Origin of the sequence: Sedimentimonas flavescens (genome assembly GCF_025154035.1) — a bacterium.
Lineage (GTDB): Bacteria > Pseudomonadota > Alphaproteobacteria > Rhodobacterales > Rhodobacteraceae > Rhodobacter > Rhodobacter flavescens.
Genome location: NZ_JAOALJ010000007.1, coordinates 19,468 through 34,002 on the forward strand (window position 1 = coordinate 19,468; position 14,535 = coordinate 34,002).

Genomic DNA, 14,535 nt, shown 5'->3' on the forward strand with positions numbered 1-14,535 from the left:
CCAACTCAGTCTCAAGACCCGGAGCGGGGCGCGCCAGAATTGGGCGCCTCAAGGACCGGGGGCTTTAGGAAAGGAGATACCCGATGAACATGGAAAAGTTCACGGAACGGTCGCGTGGTTTCCTGCAGGCAGCCCAGACCATCGCGATGCGCGAGGGACACCAGCGCGTGGTTCCCGAACATCTGCTCAAGGCACTCATGGATGACGAAGAGGGGCTGTCGGCCAACCTCATCCGCCGCGCAGGGGGCGAACCCAAGCGCGTGCAGGAAAGCGTCGATCTGTTCGTCTCGAAGCTGCCCAAGGTCTCGGGCGGCGACGGTCAGGTCTATGTCGAGCAATCGCTGGTGCGTGTGCTTGATGAGGCCGAGAAAATCGCCAAGAAGGCGGGCGACAGCTTCGTGCCGGTCGAGCGGGTGCTGATGGCGCTGGCCGTGGTCAACACCAAGGCCAAGGACGCGCTGGATGCGGGCGCGGTTACCGCGCAAAAACTCAACACCGCGATCAACGATCTGCGCAAGGGCCGCACGGCCGACTCCGCCTCGGCCGAAGAGGGCTATGACGCGCTCAAGAAATATGCCCGCGACCTCACTGAGGCCGCCGAAGAGGGCAAGATCGACCCGATCATCGGCCGCGACGACGAGATCCGCCGCACCATGCAGGTGCTGTCGCGCCGCACCAAGAACAACCCCGTCCTGATCGGCGAGCCCGGCGTGGGTAAAACCGCCATCGCCGAGGGGCTTGCCCTGCGCATCATCAACGGCGACGTGCCCGAAAGCCTGCGCAACAAGAAGCTGCTGGCGCTCGACATGGGCGCGCTGATCGCCGGGGCGAAATACCGCGGTGAATTCGAGGAGCGCCTCAAGGCAATCCTGAAGGAGATCGAGGCCGCCGCAGGCGAGATCATCCTTTTCATCGACGAAATGCACACGCTGGTGGGCGCGGGCAAATCCGAGGGCGCAATGGACGCCGCGAACCTGATCAAACCGGCGCTTGCGCGTGGTGAGCTGCATTGCGTCGGCGCGACCACGCTCGATGAATACCGCAAATATGTCGAGAAAGACGCGGCCCTTGCGCGGCGCTTCCAGCCGGTGATGGTCGAGGAACCGACCGTCGAGGACACGATCTCGATCCTGCGCGGCATCAAGGAGAAATATGAACTGCACCACGGCGTTCGCATCTCCGACTCGGCGCTGGTGGCGGCTGCGACGCTTTCGCATCGCTACATCACCGACCGCTTCCTGCCCGACAAGGCGATCGACCTCGTGGATGAGGCCGCAAGCCGCCTGCGCATGGAAGTGGACAGCAAACCCGAAGAGCTTGACGCCCTCGACCGCCAGATCCTGCAAATGCAGATCGAGGCCGAGGCCCTCAAGCGCGAGGATGACGTGGCCTCCAAGGACCGTCTCGAAAAACTCGAGAAGGATCTGGCCGAGCTGCAACAGCGCGCCGCCGCGATGACCGCCAAATGGCAGGCCGAGCGCGACGCGCTCGAAGCCTCGCGCGACGTCAAGGAAAAGCTCGACCATGCCCGCGCCCAGCTTGACCAGGCCAAACGCGAAGGCAACTTCGCCAAGGCGGGCGAGCTGCAATACGGCACCATCCCCGAGCTGGAAAAACGCCTCTCGGAAGCCGAAGGCAAGGAAGACGGCCAGATGGTCGAAGAGGCCGTGCGCCCCGAACAGATCGCCGAGGTGGTGGAACGCTGGACCGGCATCCCGACCTCGAAGATGCTTGAGGGCGAGCGCGAAAAGCTGCTGAAGATGGAAGAGGAGCTGCACAAGCGCGTCATCGGCCAGGATACGGCGATCACCGCCGTGTCGAACGCCGTGCGCCGCGCCCGCGCGGGTCTGAACGACGAAAACCGCCCGCTCGGTTCCTTCCTGTTCCTCGGCCCGACCGGCGTCGGCAAGACCGAACTGACCAAGGCCGTCGCCGAATACCTCTTCGACGACGACACCGCGATGGTGCGCATCGACATGTCCGAGTTCATGGAGAAACACTCCGTCGCCCGGCTGATCGGCGCCCCGCCCGGCTATGTCGGCTACGATGAGGGCGGCGTGCTGACCGAGGCCGTGCGCCGTCGCCCCTATCAGGTCGTGCTCTTCGACGAGGTCGAAAAGGCCCACCCTGACGTCTTCAACGTGCTCCTTCAGGTGCTCGACGATGGCGTGCTGACCGATGGCCAGGGCCGCACGGTGGACTTCAAGCAGACGCTGATCGTGCTGACCTCGAACCTCGGCAGCCATGCGCTCAGCATCCTGCCCGAGGGCTCGTCCAGCGATCAGGCCAAGGCCGAGGTTATGGAGGCAGTACGGGCCCATTTCCGCCCCGAGTTCCTGAACCGCCTCGATGAAATGGTGATCTTCGACCGCCTGACCCGTGGCAACATGGACGGCATCGTCGCAATCCAGCTCGCCCGGCTCGAAAAGCGCCTCGCGCAACGCAAGATCGCGCTCGCGCTTGATGAGGCCGCCAAGATGTGGCTCGCCGACGAAGGCTACGACCCGGTCTATGGCGCGCGCCCGCTCAAACGGGTGATCCAGCGCTCGCTGCAAGACCCGCTGGCCGAACTCATCCTGGGCGGTGAAATTCTTGACGGCGCCACCGTCACGATCACCGCCAATGAAAACGGCCTCGTGGTCGGAGGCAAGGTCTCGGCCTCGTCCCGCCGCGCCCCGGCCGATGCCATTCTGAACTGATCCGGCGAAGGGGGCTCCGGCCCCCTTCCCTTCTTCTTGGGTCAAATACCTCGGGGGTGAATTTCGCCCGCCCGGGCGAAAGAGGGGGCAGCGCCCCCTCGCTCCGGCCCCGCCAAGGCGCTAGAATGGGGCAAACCTCGGTGCCCCATGCCCGCCCTTTGCCGCGATTGTCTCACCACTTTCGACACCGCCCCCGCACGCTGCCCGCGCTGCGGCCGCCCGCGCATCCTTTCGCACCCCGAGCTCTTCTCGCTCCCCATCGCGCATATCGACTGCGACAGCTTCTATGCCTCGGTCGAGAAGCGCGACAACCCCGCGCTCTCCTCCCGCCCGGTCATCGTCGGCGGCGGCACGCGCGGCGTCGTCTCTACCTGCTGCTATGTCGCCCGCATCTCGGGCGTGCGTTCGGCCATGCCCATGTTCCAGGCCCTCAAACTCTGCCCCGAGGCCGTGGTCCTCCGCCCGCGCATGGCACATTACGCCGAGGTCTCGGCCCGCATCCGCGCACTCATGGCCGCGCTCACCCCGCTCATTGAACCCCTCTCGCTCGACGAGGCATTCCTAGACCTCACCGGCACCGAGCGCCTCCACAACGCCCCGCCCGCGCTCCTGATGGCCCGCCTCGCCCGGCAGATCGAGACCGAGATCGGCGTCACCGCCTCGGTGGGCCTTTCGCATAACAAGTTCCTCGCCAAGATCGCCTCCGACCTCGACAAACCGCGCGGCTTTTCCGTGATCGGCCGCGCCGAGACGGAAGGCTTCCTGCGCGACAAGCCGGTCTCGCTGCTCTGGGGCGTTGGCGCCGCCACCCGCGTCGCACTCGGCCGCGCGGGCCTGCGCACCCTGGCCGACATCCGCCGCACCGGCCGCGATCAGATGCTGCGCCGCTTCGGCACCCAAGGCACGCGCCTATGGCACCTCGCCCATGGCGAGGACCACCGCCGCGTGAACCCCAATGAGCCGATCAAATCCGTCTCGAACGAAACCACCTTCGCGCAGGACATCGAGGACCGCGAAGAGCTCAAGACCCAGCTCTGGATCATGGCCGAGAAAGCCGCCGCGCGGATGAAGGCCAAGGGGCTTGAGGGCCGCACCGTCACGCTCAAGCTGCGCCGCGCCGATTTCTCGGCCCTCTCGCGCCAGATGCAGCTTGAGGAACCCTCGCAACTCGCCGACACGCTCTATCGCGAAGGCACCCGCCTCCTCGACGCTCTGCCCGAACGCGGTCCCTTCCGGCTGATCGGCATAGGCTATTCCGACCTCACCACCGCCAGCGGCCGCGACCCGGTAGGCGATCTACTAGACCCGCAGGCCCGCGCCCGCGCAGGCGCCGAACGCGCCACTGACAAGATCCGCGCGAAATTCGGCAGCGACGCGATCCGCACGGGCCGCAGCCTGCGCGGGGAGGACTGATCACTCGGCCGCGATGCGCCCCTGCGCCCGGCCCAGTTCCGCGATCTGTGCGACCGCACGCCCCATCACCCCGGCGAAGGCATCGAACTGCGGCGCACGGCGCACCAGCCGCTCATCCATGTAAAGGCTGCGGCAGATCTCCAGCTGGATGACCTCCACACCCTCAGCGGGCCGCCCATAGCGCTGCGCAATATAGGCGCCCGCAAAGGGGCGGTTGCGCGCCACCCGCAACCCCAGCCCACGCAGCACAGCCTCGACCGCCGCAACCGTACTCGCCCGCGCCGTGTTGCCGTGGCGATCGCCCAGAACGATATCGGGGCGCTGCACACCGAAGGCATCCAGCGCCTCACTCGGCATCGAATGCATGTCGATCAGGATCGCGCGCCCGAACTGGCCACGCACCTCCTCGATCAGTTCCGCAAGCGCCGCGTGATAGGGGCGCCAGACCGCATCGATTCGCGCCTGCGCCTCTGCACAGCTAATCTTGCCTGCATAAATCGCCCGCCCGCTTGCCACCACCCGCGGAATCACCCCAAGCCCCGCCGCCACACGCGGCGAGACCGGCGCGCGCCGCCCCAGCCCTTCGATCAGCGCAGGGTCCAACTCATCCGCCGCCCGATTCAGATCGACCCAGGCGCGCGGCAAACGCGCCGCCAGAAGCGCGGCACCCTCCTGCGGCGCGCGCTGCAGCAGATCCTCGACAAATGCATCCTCGGAGGAACGTAGTCTGGCCTCGTCGAGCCCCGTGCGCTCAAGCAACGCCTGCGGATAGTCGCGCCCGGAATGCGGCGACGCGAAGATGACCGAGGTCGTCAGTCGCGCGGGCCGCGTCAGCCGATAGGGCAGCGTTTCTGGCATCGTCTCTCCTCGTTACCTGAGCAGCCTACACCGAATTGATTTCCCGCCAAAACCCTCTTGCAAGCCGCCCCGACTCCTTTTATAGACCCGCAGACCGACGCGGTTCCGCCCCGCGTCCTTTTCATCTGAAAGGGATGCAGCGGCAGAATCACTTAGGCTGTGGGCGGTTAGCTCAGCGGTAGAGCACTACGTTGACATCGTAGTGGTCACTGGTTCGATCCCAGTACCGCCCACCATTCGCCGCTCCCTCGGGGGTTTAAGCTTAAGGCGCACGCGCGCCGCGAAAAGGAGATGGCCAATGAAGGTCCGTAACTCGCTCCGCTCGCTCAAGCAGCGTCACCGCGATTGCCAGGTCGTGCGCCGTAAAGGCCGCGTCTACGTGATCAACAAGACGCAGAAGCGCTTCAAGGCCCGTCAGGGCTGAGGCGCAGAGCCACGGAATTTCAAGGCCGCGCAGGGGCAACCCGCGCGGCCTTTTCCATGCTGGACGCAAAGCAACGCCGCACCCGATCAAGGGTTCGCGCCCATGCCCATTCTTCTTGGAGAAAATACCTCGGGGGTGAGCGGCAGGGCCGCGAGGGGGCAGCGCCCCCTCCCCTCAGTCGTATTTGCGCAGATCGTCGATCACCTTGCCGTCGTTCGGCAGGCTGCCCGGCGCGACCAGTTCGATCACACCTTTCATCTTCAGCGCCTCGACAACGCCGCCATTGAAGCGCGCCGGGTCCGAGGCTTCGGTCTCGATCTGAACCGTCATGACGTCCATCTCGCCGTCGCGCGTGGCGATCACGCGCGCACGCGCGACCTCCGGATGAGCCGCGACAAAGGCCGCGACTTGCTCGGGGCGCACGAACATACCCTTGATCTTGGTGGTCTGATCGGCCCGTCCCATCCAGCCCTTGATGCGCTGATTGGTGCGTCCGCAGGGCGAGATGCCGGGCATGATCGCGCTCAGATCGCCGGTGGCGAAACGCACTAGCGGGTAATCGGGGTTGAGCGTGGTGACGATGACTTCGCCGACCTCGCCATCGGGCACCGGATCGCCGGTGCCGGGGCGCACGATCTCGACGATCACACCCTCGTCGAGGATCATCCCCTCCATCGCGTCGGATTCGTAGGCAATATTGCCCAGATCCGCCGTGGCGTAGCACTGAAGGCACTGGATGCCGCGATCCGCGTATTCCTTGCGCAGGCTCGGGAACAGCGCCCCCCCGCCCACGGCCGCGCGGGTAATGCCCAGGCGTTCCCCCATCTCCTCGGCCTTGTCGAGAATGATCTTGAGATAGTCAGGCGTGCCCGAATAGACCGTCGTGCCGATATCCACCGCGGCGCGCACCTGCAACTCGGTCTGCCCGGTCCCGGCGGGCAGCACCGCTGCGCCAACGGCCCGCGCCCCGGATTCAAAGATCATCCCTGCGGGCGTCAGGTGATAGCCAAAGCAGTTCTGCACGATATCGCCCTGGCCCACACCACAGGCATGCAGGAAGCGGCCCATGCGCCACCAGTCATGGCTCACATCGCCCGGCTCGTAGATCGGACCGGGGCTCTGGAAGATATGGGCAAAGGCATGGGCTGGTTTGCTGGTCAGCCCGCCGAAGGGCGCCTGCGCCTTCTGCGCGGCGCCCAGGTCCGACTTGCGCAGCACCGGCAAGCGGGCCAGCGCCGCACGAGAGGTGATCTGCCCCGCCTCGACCGGGCCCAGATGCGCCGCCATACCCGGCGCGCTCAGCGCCCGCGCGATCACCTGCGGCAGATCCCGAGCCAGCGCAGCCGCGCGCTCATCGACCGAGCGGGTTTCGAGATCGTCGTAGTAGCGGCTCATGTCGGACCCTCCATCGGGGTATAAGTCATCTTTCTGCGCAGCAGCATTCTGCGCAGCAATCGTTTGAATTCAGTCAGTTGCGTTACGCCAGCCAGCGCTTACGACGGCGATAGCTGCGTACTTCGCGGAAGCTCTTGCGCCCATCGTCCGAGACGCCCAGGTAGAATTCCTTCACATCCGGGTTCTCGCGCAGCGCCTTGGCAGGGCCGTCCATCACGACGCGGCCGGATTCCAGAATATAGCCGTAATGCGCGTAGCGCAGCGCGACGTTGGTGTTCTGCTCGGCCAGCAGGAAGGTCACGCCTTCGCCTTCGTTGACCGCTTTCACGATCTCAAAGATCTGCTCAACCAGCTGCGGCGCTAGGCCCATCGAGGGTTCGTCGAGCAGGATCGTCTCGGGGCGCGACATCAGTGCGCGGCCCATGGCGACCATCTGCTGCTCCCCGCCCGACGTATAGCCCGCCTGACTCTTGCGGCGCTCTTTCAGGCGCGGGAAGTAGTTATAGACCATCTCGAGGTCCTTCTGGATCTCGGCGCGCCCGTCGGTGCGGGTATAGGCGCCGGTCAGCAGGTTTTCCTCGACGGTGAGGTGCTCAAAGCAGTGGCGGCCCTCCATCACCTGGATCACGCCCTTGCGCACCAGATCGGCCGGGGACAGTTCCTGCACGCGCTCGCCGCGATAGATGATCGATCCTTTGGTCACCTCGCCGCGCTCGGATTTGAGCAGGTTGGAAACAGCCTTGAGCGTCGTCGTCTTGCCCGCGCCGTTGCCGCCCAGAAGCGCGGTGATACCGCCCTTGGGCACGCTCAGGCTTACGCCTTTCAGAACGAGGATGACGTGGTTGTAGATCACCTCGATGTTGTTGACCTCGAGAAGGGTCTCGGTTTTCCCGGCGTCGAGCATGGCATTCTCCGTGAATGAGGCCCCCGGCCGCGAACGGCCGGGGGGAGGTCAGCTTAGTTGCAGCGCTCGGTGATGCCGGCTTCAGCCGCGAAGGCAGCCGAGTCTTCGGCGACCAGCGGGTCAAGCACGTCGGCGTCCGAGGTGATCCAGTCCGACACCGCGTTCCAGGTCTTGCCACCGGCATCCCACTGGTAGATGCGGGCCGAACCCGGGCCACCGTGATCGGCGCAGTTCGCCGTGATCGGCTGGGCGAAATCGGGCAGGCCAAGCTCGGTCAGACGCTCTTCGGTCAGGTTGAGGTTCTCGAAGCCCTCGCGCACCTGTGCCGCGTTCACCGCCGAGGTGCCGGCGATTTCCTGCGCCTTGCGGATCGCTTCCGAGATGGTCATCGCCGCGTACATGCCGCGCGAATAGAGCACCGTGCCCACCTGATCGCCCGCACCCGAGCCCTTGCCGGCGTCGAGAACGTACTTCTTCAGGTCGTCGTTGATCGGGAAGTTCGCGCCCGTGCCGTGGAAGCTGATGGTCTTGTAGCCATTGGCGCCGTCACCGGCCGGACCCACGTCGTTCTCCGAACCCGACCACCAGATGCCGATGAAGTTCTCCATCGGGAACTTGATGTTCACGGCTTCCTGAATCGCGACCTGGTTCATGACACCCCAGCCCCACATCAGGACGTAATCGGGCTTGTCACGGCGGATCTGCAGCCACTGCGACTTCTGTTCCTGGCCAGGGTGATCGACCGGCAGTTCGACCAGCGTGAAGCCGTGCTTCTTCGACAGCTCGGTCAGGGTGCGGATCGGTTCCTTACCATAGGCCGAGTTGTGATAGACGAGCGCGATTTTCTTGCCGTTCAGATCGCCGCCGTTGACGTCGAGCAGGTGCTTGACCGCAACGCTGGCGCCGTCCCAGTAGTTCGCCGGGTAGTTGAACACCCATTCAAACACCTTGCCGTTGGCGGCCGAGGTACGGCCGTAGCCCGGGGTGTAAAGCGTGATGCCGTCGGCCGAGACCTTCGGGATCAGCTGATAGGTGATACCGGTCGAGAGCGGGTTATAGACAAGCGCGCCCATGCCCTTGGTCGACTCGTAGCATTCCACACCCTTTTCGGTGTTGTAGGCGGTCTCGCATTCCGGAACGACGACCTTCTCGCCGCCGATGCCGCCGTCACGCTCGTTGAGCAGCGTGAAATAGTCGTTGAAGCCATCCGCGTAGGGGATGCCGTTGGCGGCATAGGCCCCGGTGCGGTAGCTCATGTTCGGCACAACCAGGTCGGCCATTGCCGGAGCGGCGGTGGCGGCGATGGTCGCGGCCGCAAGTGCTGCAAAAGTCTTCTTCATACGTCAATCCTCCCAGAACGTATTCAGGTGTCGGTTGCCGGTTGCCCGGTTCTTGGCTGGCCCCTCAGTGCGGGAAGGGCCAGAGTCTCAGTTTTTCTTTCGCCACGCGCCACAGTTGCGCCAGGCCATGCGGTTCCGCGATCAGGAAGATCACGATCAGACCGCCCACGATCATCAGCTCGATATGCGCCGCCAAGTCGGTCGGCCAACCCAGCGTCCCCACGAGCACGTTCTTCAGAAGCACCGGCAACAGGACCAGGAAGGCCGCGCCTGCGAAGCTGCCGAAGATCGACCCCAGACCCCCGATGATCACCATGAAGAGGATCAGGAAGGACTTCTGGATACCGAAGGCTTCGCCCACCTCGGCCGCGCCCAGATAGACCGCGAAGAACAGCGCCCCGGCGATGCCAATGAAGAACGAGCTGACGGCAAAGGCGGTGATCTTGGTGCTCAGCGGGTTCACCCCGATGATCTCGGCGGCGATATCCATGTCGCGGATCGCCATCCACTTGCGCCCCACGGTGCCGCGCGTCAGGTTGCGCGCGATCACCGCGACGATCGTCAGCATGACCAGGCAGAACATGTACTTCGCGGTAGCCGAGGTCTGCGCACCGGTGACAAAGACACCGAAGATCGTGCGGTCGGGCGCGTTGATCTGACCCGAGGCCGAGTAGTTGTAGAACCACGGAACCTTGTTGAAGAGCCACACAAGGAAGAACTGCGCCGCCAGCGTTGCCACCGCAAGGTAGAAGCCCTTGATGCGCAGCGACGGAAGGCCGAACAGAACCCCCACGGCGGCGGTGATGCCGCCCGCGATCAGCACGTGGAAGAAGATCGACACCTCAGGAAAGGCGGTCATCAGCTTGTAGACGGCATAGGCGCCCACGGCCATGAAGCCGCCGGTACCCAGGCTGACCTGTCCGGCAAAGCCGACCAGAATATTCAGCCCGATCGCCGCGATCGAGTAGATCAGGAACGGCACGAACACAGCGTTCGCCCAGTAATCGTTGATGAATAGCGGGATCACCCCGAAGGCGACTGCCAGCACCGCGTAGTAGCGCAGGCGGTCGAACTTGATCGGGAAGGTTTGGCTGTCCTCCCGATAGGACGTTTTGAAATCACCGGCCTCGCGGTAGAACATCAGAGCCTCCCCCCGTCATTGTTGCGGGGGAAGGTCGTTCCGCCCCCGATCAGCAGCCCCGGCGCAACCGCAGCCAGGACCAGAGCCCGACCGCCGCTCCGGCGGCTGCGAGCAGCATGTTGGTGACCTGCAGCCCCATCGGTTCCGAACTCGGCGCGGCAAGCGCGATCCAGCCGAAGGCTAGTGCTGCAGCCCATCCGATAGTGAAGACAGTCGCGCAGGTTTTCATGACCGAAGGACCTCCCAATCCTTGTCGCGGCCATCTGGGGCCGCATATGGCTCCCTTCCCTTCGGCTCAGGCCTCCCTGCCCGTTTGCTGCCGAATCTGCGGCAGGATGTCGCAGCGCGGCGCCCTGATCAACAGATTTCTTTCCGTGAATGTTAGCCATATCGATCACACCCGCTCGATGATCTTTTCGCCGAACAGACCCTGCGGCCGGAACACGAGGAAGATCAGCGCCAGCACATAGGCGAACCAGTTCTCGGTCGCGCCGCCGATCATCGGACCGATGGTGAATTCGAACAGCTTCTCGCCCACACCGATGATCAGACCGCCCACGATGGCGCCCGGGATCGAGGTGAAACCGCCCAGCATCAGCACCGGCAGCGCCTTGAGCGCGATCAGCGACAGCGAGAACTGCACGCCCGACTTCGAGCCCCACATGATCCCTGCGACCAGCGCCACAAAGCCTGCGATCGACCACACGAGGATCCAGATGAAGCGCAGCGAGATGCCTACCGACAGCGCGGCCTGGTGGTCGTCTGCCACGGCGCGCAGCGCGCGGCCCTGTTTGGAGTACTGGCTGAACAGCGTCAGCGCGGTCACCAGCAGCACCGCCACGACGGTGGCCACGATGTCGAGGTTGTCGATGAAGAAACCATAGCCGAACAGGCTGTCGGTCACGCTCTCCACGGTCTCCGAGATACCCTGCGGCAGGCCGACGTCGAGCTTCTTGATATCGGCGCCCCACATGACGTCGCCGAAACCTTCAAGGAAATAAGCCAGACCGATGGTCGCCATGAACAGGATGATCGGCGCCTGGTTGACGAGGTGTTTGAGCACCAGCTTCTCGATGACGATCGCAAGGCCGACCATCACGCCAGCGGTCAGGATGATGGCCAGAATAGAGGGGACGGTCCAGCCGAAGTGGCTGACATGCATCCCTGTCATCGCGTTGATCAGGTGGGCGAAGGGCACCTGACCCTGCTGGATGCCCACCAGCGTCAGCGCCGCGAACAGCGCCAGCACGCCCTGCGCGTAGTTGAAGATGCCCGACGCCTTGTAAATCAGCACGAAGCCAAGGGCGACCAGCGCATACATGACGCCGGCCATCAGGCCGTTCAGCGTCACTTCCATCGCAAAGAGAAGTTGATCAGGCATGGTGCCCTCCCGTCGGCGTCGTCTGCATGATGTCTGCATCAAGGATGCAGGATGTGTGCATGTCCGGTTTGCGGCCCTGAAGCTCAGTCATGGGCCACCCCCAGATAGGCGTCGATAACGTCCTGGTTGTTGCGCACCTCATCGGGCGGGCCGTCGCCGATCTTGCGGCCATAGTCCATGACGACCACGCGGTCGGACAGGTCCATGACGACGCCCATGTCATGCTCGATCAGCACGGTGGTGGTGCCGAACTCGTCGTTCACATCGAGGATGAAGCGGCACATGTCCTCTTTTTCCTCGACGTTCATGCCGGCCATCGGCTCGTCCAGAAGCAGGATCTTGGGCTCAGCGGCCAGTGCGCGCGCCAGTTCGACCCGCTTCTTCAGACCGTAGGGCAGTCGGCCCACCGGGGTCTTGCGGATCGGCTGGATCTCGAGGAAGTCGATGATCTTCTCGACCTTCTCGCGGTGCGCGTCCTCTTCCTTCGAGGCCCCGCCCCACCACATCGCCTGGCTCAGCAGACCCGATTTCATCAGGGTCAGGCGGCCGGTCATGATGTTGTCGAGAACCGACATGCCATCAAACAGCGCGATGTTCTGGAAGGTACGCGCGATACCAAGGCCCGCGATCTCGTAGGGGCGCATCGGCCCGCGCTTGTAGCCCTTGAACCAGACTTCGCCCTCGGTCGGGATGTAGAAACCCGAGATGACGTTCAGCATGGAGGACTTGCCCGCCCCGTTGGGGCCGATGATCGCGCGGATCTCGCCCTGACGGATGTCGAACGAGATGTCGCTGATCGCCGTAACCCCACCGAACTTGAGGGTGATGTTCTTCAGCTCCATCAGAACGCCACCGATCTGGCGGCCGTCTGCGGTGATGTAACCGTCGCTCATGTCGTTCATTCCGCGGCCATCCTCTGTTCGGGGGCGACTTCGGCGTCGGCGATGTTCAGCGTCGCCTTGATCGCGCCCTTGCGGCCATCCTCGTAGGTGACCTCGGTCTCGGTGTAGATGCTGGTACGCCCGTCATAGAGCGCCTCGATAAGGTCGGCGAATTTCTCGGCGACGATATTGCGGCGCACCTTGCGGGTCCGGGTCATCTCGCCGTCGTCGGCATCCAGTTCCTTGTGCAGGATCAGGAAGCGGTGGATCTGGCAGCCCGACAGCATCGGATCGAGCGCGACCGAGGCGTTCACCTCGTTCACATGGCTCTTGATCATCTCATAGACCTTCGGGTGACCCGCCAGTTCCTGATAGGAGGCATAGGCGATGTTGTTGCGCTCGGCCCAGTTGCCGACCGCGTTCAGGTCGATGTTGATGAAGGCCGTGCAGCGGTCCTTGCCCGCACCAAAGACGACAGCCTCTAGGATGTTGGGGTAGAACTTCAGCTTGTTTTCAACGTATTTGGGTGCGAACAGCCGCCCGTCGGCCATCTTGCCCACGTCCTTGGCGCGGTCGATGATACGCAGGTGACCCGAGCCTTCCTCGAAGAAGCCTGCGTCCCCCGTTGCCACCCAGCCCTCGGGATCTTTCGTCGAGGCGGTGCTTTCGGGGTTGTTATAGTATTCGACGAAGGTGCCGGGGCTGCGGTAGAACACCTCCCCGTTGTCGGCGATCTTCACCTCGACGCCGGGCGAGGGCACGCCGACGGTATCGGAGCGCACTTCGCCATCGGGCTGCTGGGTGATGAAAACGCTCGCCTCGGTCTGGCCGTAGAGCTGTTTGAGGTTGATCCCCAAAGAGCGGTAGAAATCGAAGATCTCGGGGCCGATGGCCTCGCCCGCGGTATAGCCCACGCGGATATTCGTGAACCCGAGCGTGTTCTTCAGCGGGCCGTAGATAAAGAGATTGCCAAGCGCATAGCCCAGCCGGTCCGCGCCGCTGACCGGCTTGCCGTCAAGGATCGCCGGTCCCACCTTGCGCGCCAGCGCCATATAGCGGTCGAACAGCCATTTCTTGAACTTGCCCGCGTCTTCCATGCGGATCATGACGTTGGTCAGCTGACCTTCGAACACGCGCGGCGGGGCGAAGAAATAGGTCGGCCCGATCTCGCGCAGGTCGGTCATCATGGTCGAGGCGTTCTCGGGGCAGTTCACGGTGAAGCCCGCCCAATAGGCCTGCCCGACCGAGAAGATGAAGTCGCCCACCCAGGCCATCGGCAGGTAGGCCAGAACTTCCTCGTTCCGGGTCAGCTTGTCGAAGGCGCAGGAATTCTTGGCGGTCTCGATGATGTTGCGGTTCGACAGCACCACGCCCTTGGGCTTGCCGGTGGTGCCCGAGGTATAGAGCATCACGCAGGTCGAGTCGTAGTTCAACTCGGCGATGCGGTGGTTGAGCTCTTCCTCATAGCGGTAGTGGCCCGCGCGGCCTTCGGAAACGACATCCTCCAGCGCGTTCATGCGGGTGTGGTCGTATTTCCGCATACCGCGCTTGTCGGTATACATGACATGCTTGATCGAGTGGATCTGGTCTTCGACCTCGACGACCTTGTCGACCTGCTCCTGGTCGCCGCAGACCACGAAGCGCGCGCCGCAATGGCCCAGCACATAGGCCATCTCTTCGGCCACGGCGTCCTGGTAGAGCGGCACCGGCACGGCCCCGCACATCTGCGCCGCAACCATCGCCCAGTAATGGGCAGGGCGGTTGCGCCCGATGATGGCAATGTGGTCGCCACGCTCGACGCCAAGGCTCAGGAAGCCCATCGCCATGGCGCGGATTTCCTCGGAAGCCTGCGCCCAGGTCCAGCTCTGCCAGATGCCGAATTCTTTTTCACGATAGGCGGGGTATCCGCCGTATCGCTGCACGTTCCGCGCCAAGAGCGCAGGAATCGAATGCGCAGATCCCTCTGCCGCAACTGCGTCAGCCATTGTTCCTCCCTCGCGCCAGTTACCCGGCGTTCTCGCCGCAGGGGCGATTCCTCCTGCGCCCCATAGCGGCACAGTGACACCCTCGCGGTCAAAGTTTTCCTGATTTTTTCTTGA

At 64.1% G+C, this 14,535-nt stretch carries 12 protein-coding genes and 1 tRNA gene; 4 read left to right on the forward strand and 9 right to left on the reverse strand.

Features of this window, described 5'->3' with window-relative positions:
* The first annotated feature begins 83 nt into the window (after positions 1 to 83).
* Together clpB and N3C64_RS13290 are read left to right on the forward strand one after the other, a co-directional pair.
* Positions 84 to 2,699 carry an ATP-dependent chaperone ClpB gene (gene clpB, locus N3C64_RS13285; protein WP_260014831.1) on the forward strand — a complete coding sequence of 872 codons (2,616 nt, stop codon included), beginning with the start codon at positions 84 to 86 and terminating at the stop codon, positions 2,697 to 2,699.
* A gap of 147 nt (positions 2,700 to 2,846) precedes the next feature.
* Positions 2,847 to 4,112 (forward strand): DNA polymerase IV, encoded by a 1,266-nt coding sequence (locus N3C64_RS13290; RefSeq protein ID WP_260014832.1) that lies wholly within the window; start codon positions 2,847 to 2,849, stop codon positions 4,110 to 4,112.
* On the opposite strand, the gene N3C64_RS13295 is transcribed toward N3C64_RS13290, so the two are convergent.
* Positions 4,113 to 4,970 carry an N-formylglutamate amidohydrolase gene (locus tag N3C64_RS13295; RefSeq protein ID WP_260014833.1) on the reverse strand — a complete coding sequence of 286 codons (858 nt, stop codon included), beginning with the start codon at positions 4,968 to 4,970 and terminating at the stop codon, positions 4,113 to 4,115. It lies immediately after the preceding gene.
* A gap of 161 nt (positions 4,971 to 5,131) precedes the next feature.
* Between N3C64_RS13295 and N3C64_RS13300 the strand changes: the two genes are divergently transcribed.
* Positions 5,132 to 5,206: transfer RNA gene (locus N3C64_RS13300), tRNA-Val, on the forward strand.
* 62 nt (positions 5,207 to 5,268) lie between these two features.
* The gene (gene ykgO, locus N3C64_RS13305; RefSeq protein ID WP_038074920.1) at positions 5,269 to 5,394 is read left to right on the forward strand and encodes a type B 50S ribosomal protein L36; all 126 of its coding nucleotides are present in this window, start codon (positions 5,269 to 5,271) and stop codon (positions 5,392 to 5,394) included.
* A 174-nt stretch (positions 5,395 to 5,568) separates the two neighbouring features.
* On the opposite strand, the gene N3C64_RS13310 is transcribed toward ykgO, so the two are convergent.
* From N3C64_RS13310 to N3C64_RS13345, 8 genes are all read right to left on the reverse strand, one after another.
* The gene (locus tag N3C64_RS13310) at positions 5,569 to 6,789 is read right to left on the reverse strand and encodes a phenylacetate--CoA ligase family protein (RefSeq protein ID WP_218630470.1); all 1,221 of its coding nucleotides are present in this window, start codon (positions 6,787 to 6,789) and stop codon (positions 5,569 to 5,571) included.
* Positions 6,790 to 6,871: 82 nt separating this feature from the next.
* On the reverse strand, positions 6,872 to 7,693 hold the full coding sequence (locus N3C64_RS13315; RefSeq protein WP_218630469.1) for an ABC transporter ATP-binding protein: 822 nt from the start codon (positions 7,691 to 7,693) through the stop codon (positions 6,872 to 6,874).
* 53 nt (positions 7,694 to 7,746) lie between these two features.
* The gene (locus tag N3C64_RS13320) at positions 7,747 to 9,033 is read right to left on the reverse strand and encodes an ABC transporter substrate-binding protein (RefSeq protein ID WP_218630468.1); all 1,287 of its coding nucleotides are present in this window, start codon (positions 9,031 to 9,033) and stop codon (positions 7,747 to 7,749) included.
* 64 nt (positions 9,034 to 9,097) lie between these two features.
* Entirely contained in the window at positions 9,098 to 10,174 is a 1,077-nt protein-coding gene (locus N3C64_RS13325) for a branched-chain amino acid ABC transporter permease (RefSeq protein ID WP_218630467.1), read from the reverse strand.
* 49 nt (positions 10,175 to 10,223) lie between these two features.
* Positions 10,224 to 10,403, reverse strand: a complete 180-nt coding sequence (locus N3C64_RS13330; protein ID WP_218630466.1) for a hypothetical protein — start codon at positions 10,401 to 10,403, stop codon at positions 10,224 to 10,226.
* A 165-nt stretch (positions 10,404 to 10,568) separates the two neighbouring features.
* Positions 10,569 to 11,555, reverse strand: a complete 987-nt coding sequence (locus N3C64_RS13335) for a branched-chain amino acid ABC transporter permease (RefSeq protein WP_218630465.1) — start codon at positions 11,553 to 11,555, stop codon at positions 10,569 to 10,571.
* Between the two features lie 83 nt (positions 11,556 to 11,638).
* Positions 11,639 to 12,457, reverse strand: coding sequence for an ABC transporter ATP-binding protein (locus tag N3C64_RS13340; RefSeq protein ID WP_218630464.1), 819 nt, complete (start codon positions 12,455 to 12,457; stop codon positions 11,639 to 11,641).
* A complete protein-coding gene (locus tag N3C64_RS13345) occupies positions 12,454 to 14,421 on the reverse strand; it encodes a long-chain fatty acid--CoA ligase (protein ID WP_218630463.1) in 1,968 nt (655 codons plus the stop codon). Before N3C64_RS13345 ends, N3C64_RS13340 begins: the two co-directional genes overlap by 4 nt.
* Between the last annotated feature and the right edge of the window lie 114 nt (positions 14,422 to 14,535).

What these genes read in the sequence shown, in the direction of transcription:
- N3C64_RS13345 (WP_218630463.1), bottom strand. Translation starts at nt 14,421, where the DNA reads ATGGCTGACGCAGTTGCGGCAGAGGGATCTGCGCATTCGATTCCTGCG.
- N3C64_RS13340 (WP_218630464.1), bottom strand. Translation starts at nt 12,457, where the DNA reads ATGAACGACATGAGCGACGGTTACATCACCGCAGACGGCCGCCAGATC.
- N3C64_RS13335 (WP_218630465.1), bottom strand. Translation starts at nt 11,555, where the DNA reads ATGCCTGATCAACTTCTCTTTGCGATGGAAGTGACGCTGAACGGCCTG.
- N3C64_RS13315 (WP_218630469.1), bottom strand. Translation starts at nt 7,693, where the DNA reads ATGCTCGACGCCGGGAAAACCGAGACCCTTCTCGAGGTCAACAACATC.
- N3C64_RS13325 (WP_218630467.1), bottom strand. Translation starts at nt 10,174, where the DNA reads ATGTTCTACCGCGAGGCCGGTGATTTCAAAACGTCCTATCGGGAGGAC.
- N3C64_RS13330 (WP_218630466.1), bottom strand. Translation starts at nt 10,403, where the DNA reads ATGAAAACCTGCGCGACTGTCTTCACTATCGGATGGGCTGCAGCACTA.
- N3C64_RS13295 (WP_260014833.1), bottom strand. Translation starts at nt 4,970, where the DNA reads ATGCCAGAAACGCTGCCCTATCGGCTGACGCGGCCCGCGCGACTGACG.
- N3C64_RS13310 (WP_218630470.1), bottom strand. Translation starts at nt 6,789, where the DNA reads ATGAGCCGCTACTACGACGATCTCGAAACCCGCTCGGTCGATGAGCGC.
- N3C64_RS13320 (WP_218630468.1), bottom strand. Translation starts at nt 9,033, where the DNA reads ATGAAGAAGACTTTTGCAGCACTTGCGGCCGCGACCATCGCCGCCACC.
- N3C64_RS13290 (WP_260014832.1), top strand. Translation starts at nt 2,847, where the DNA reads ATGCCCGCCCTTTGCCGCGATTGTCTCACCACTTTCGACACCGCCCCC.
- clpB (WP_260014831.1), top strand. Translation starts at nt 84, where the DNA reads ATGAACATGGAAAAGTTCACGGAACGGTCGCGTGGTTTCCTGCAGGCA.
- ykgO (WP_038074920.1), top strand. Translation starts at nt 5,269, where the DNA reads ATGAAGGTCCGTAACTCGCTCCGCTCGCTCAAGCAGCGTCACCGCGAT.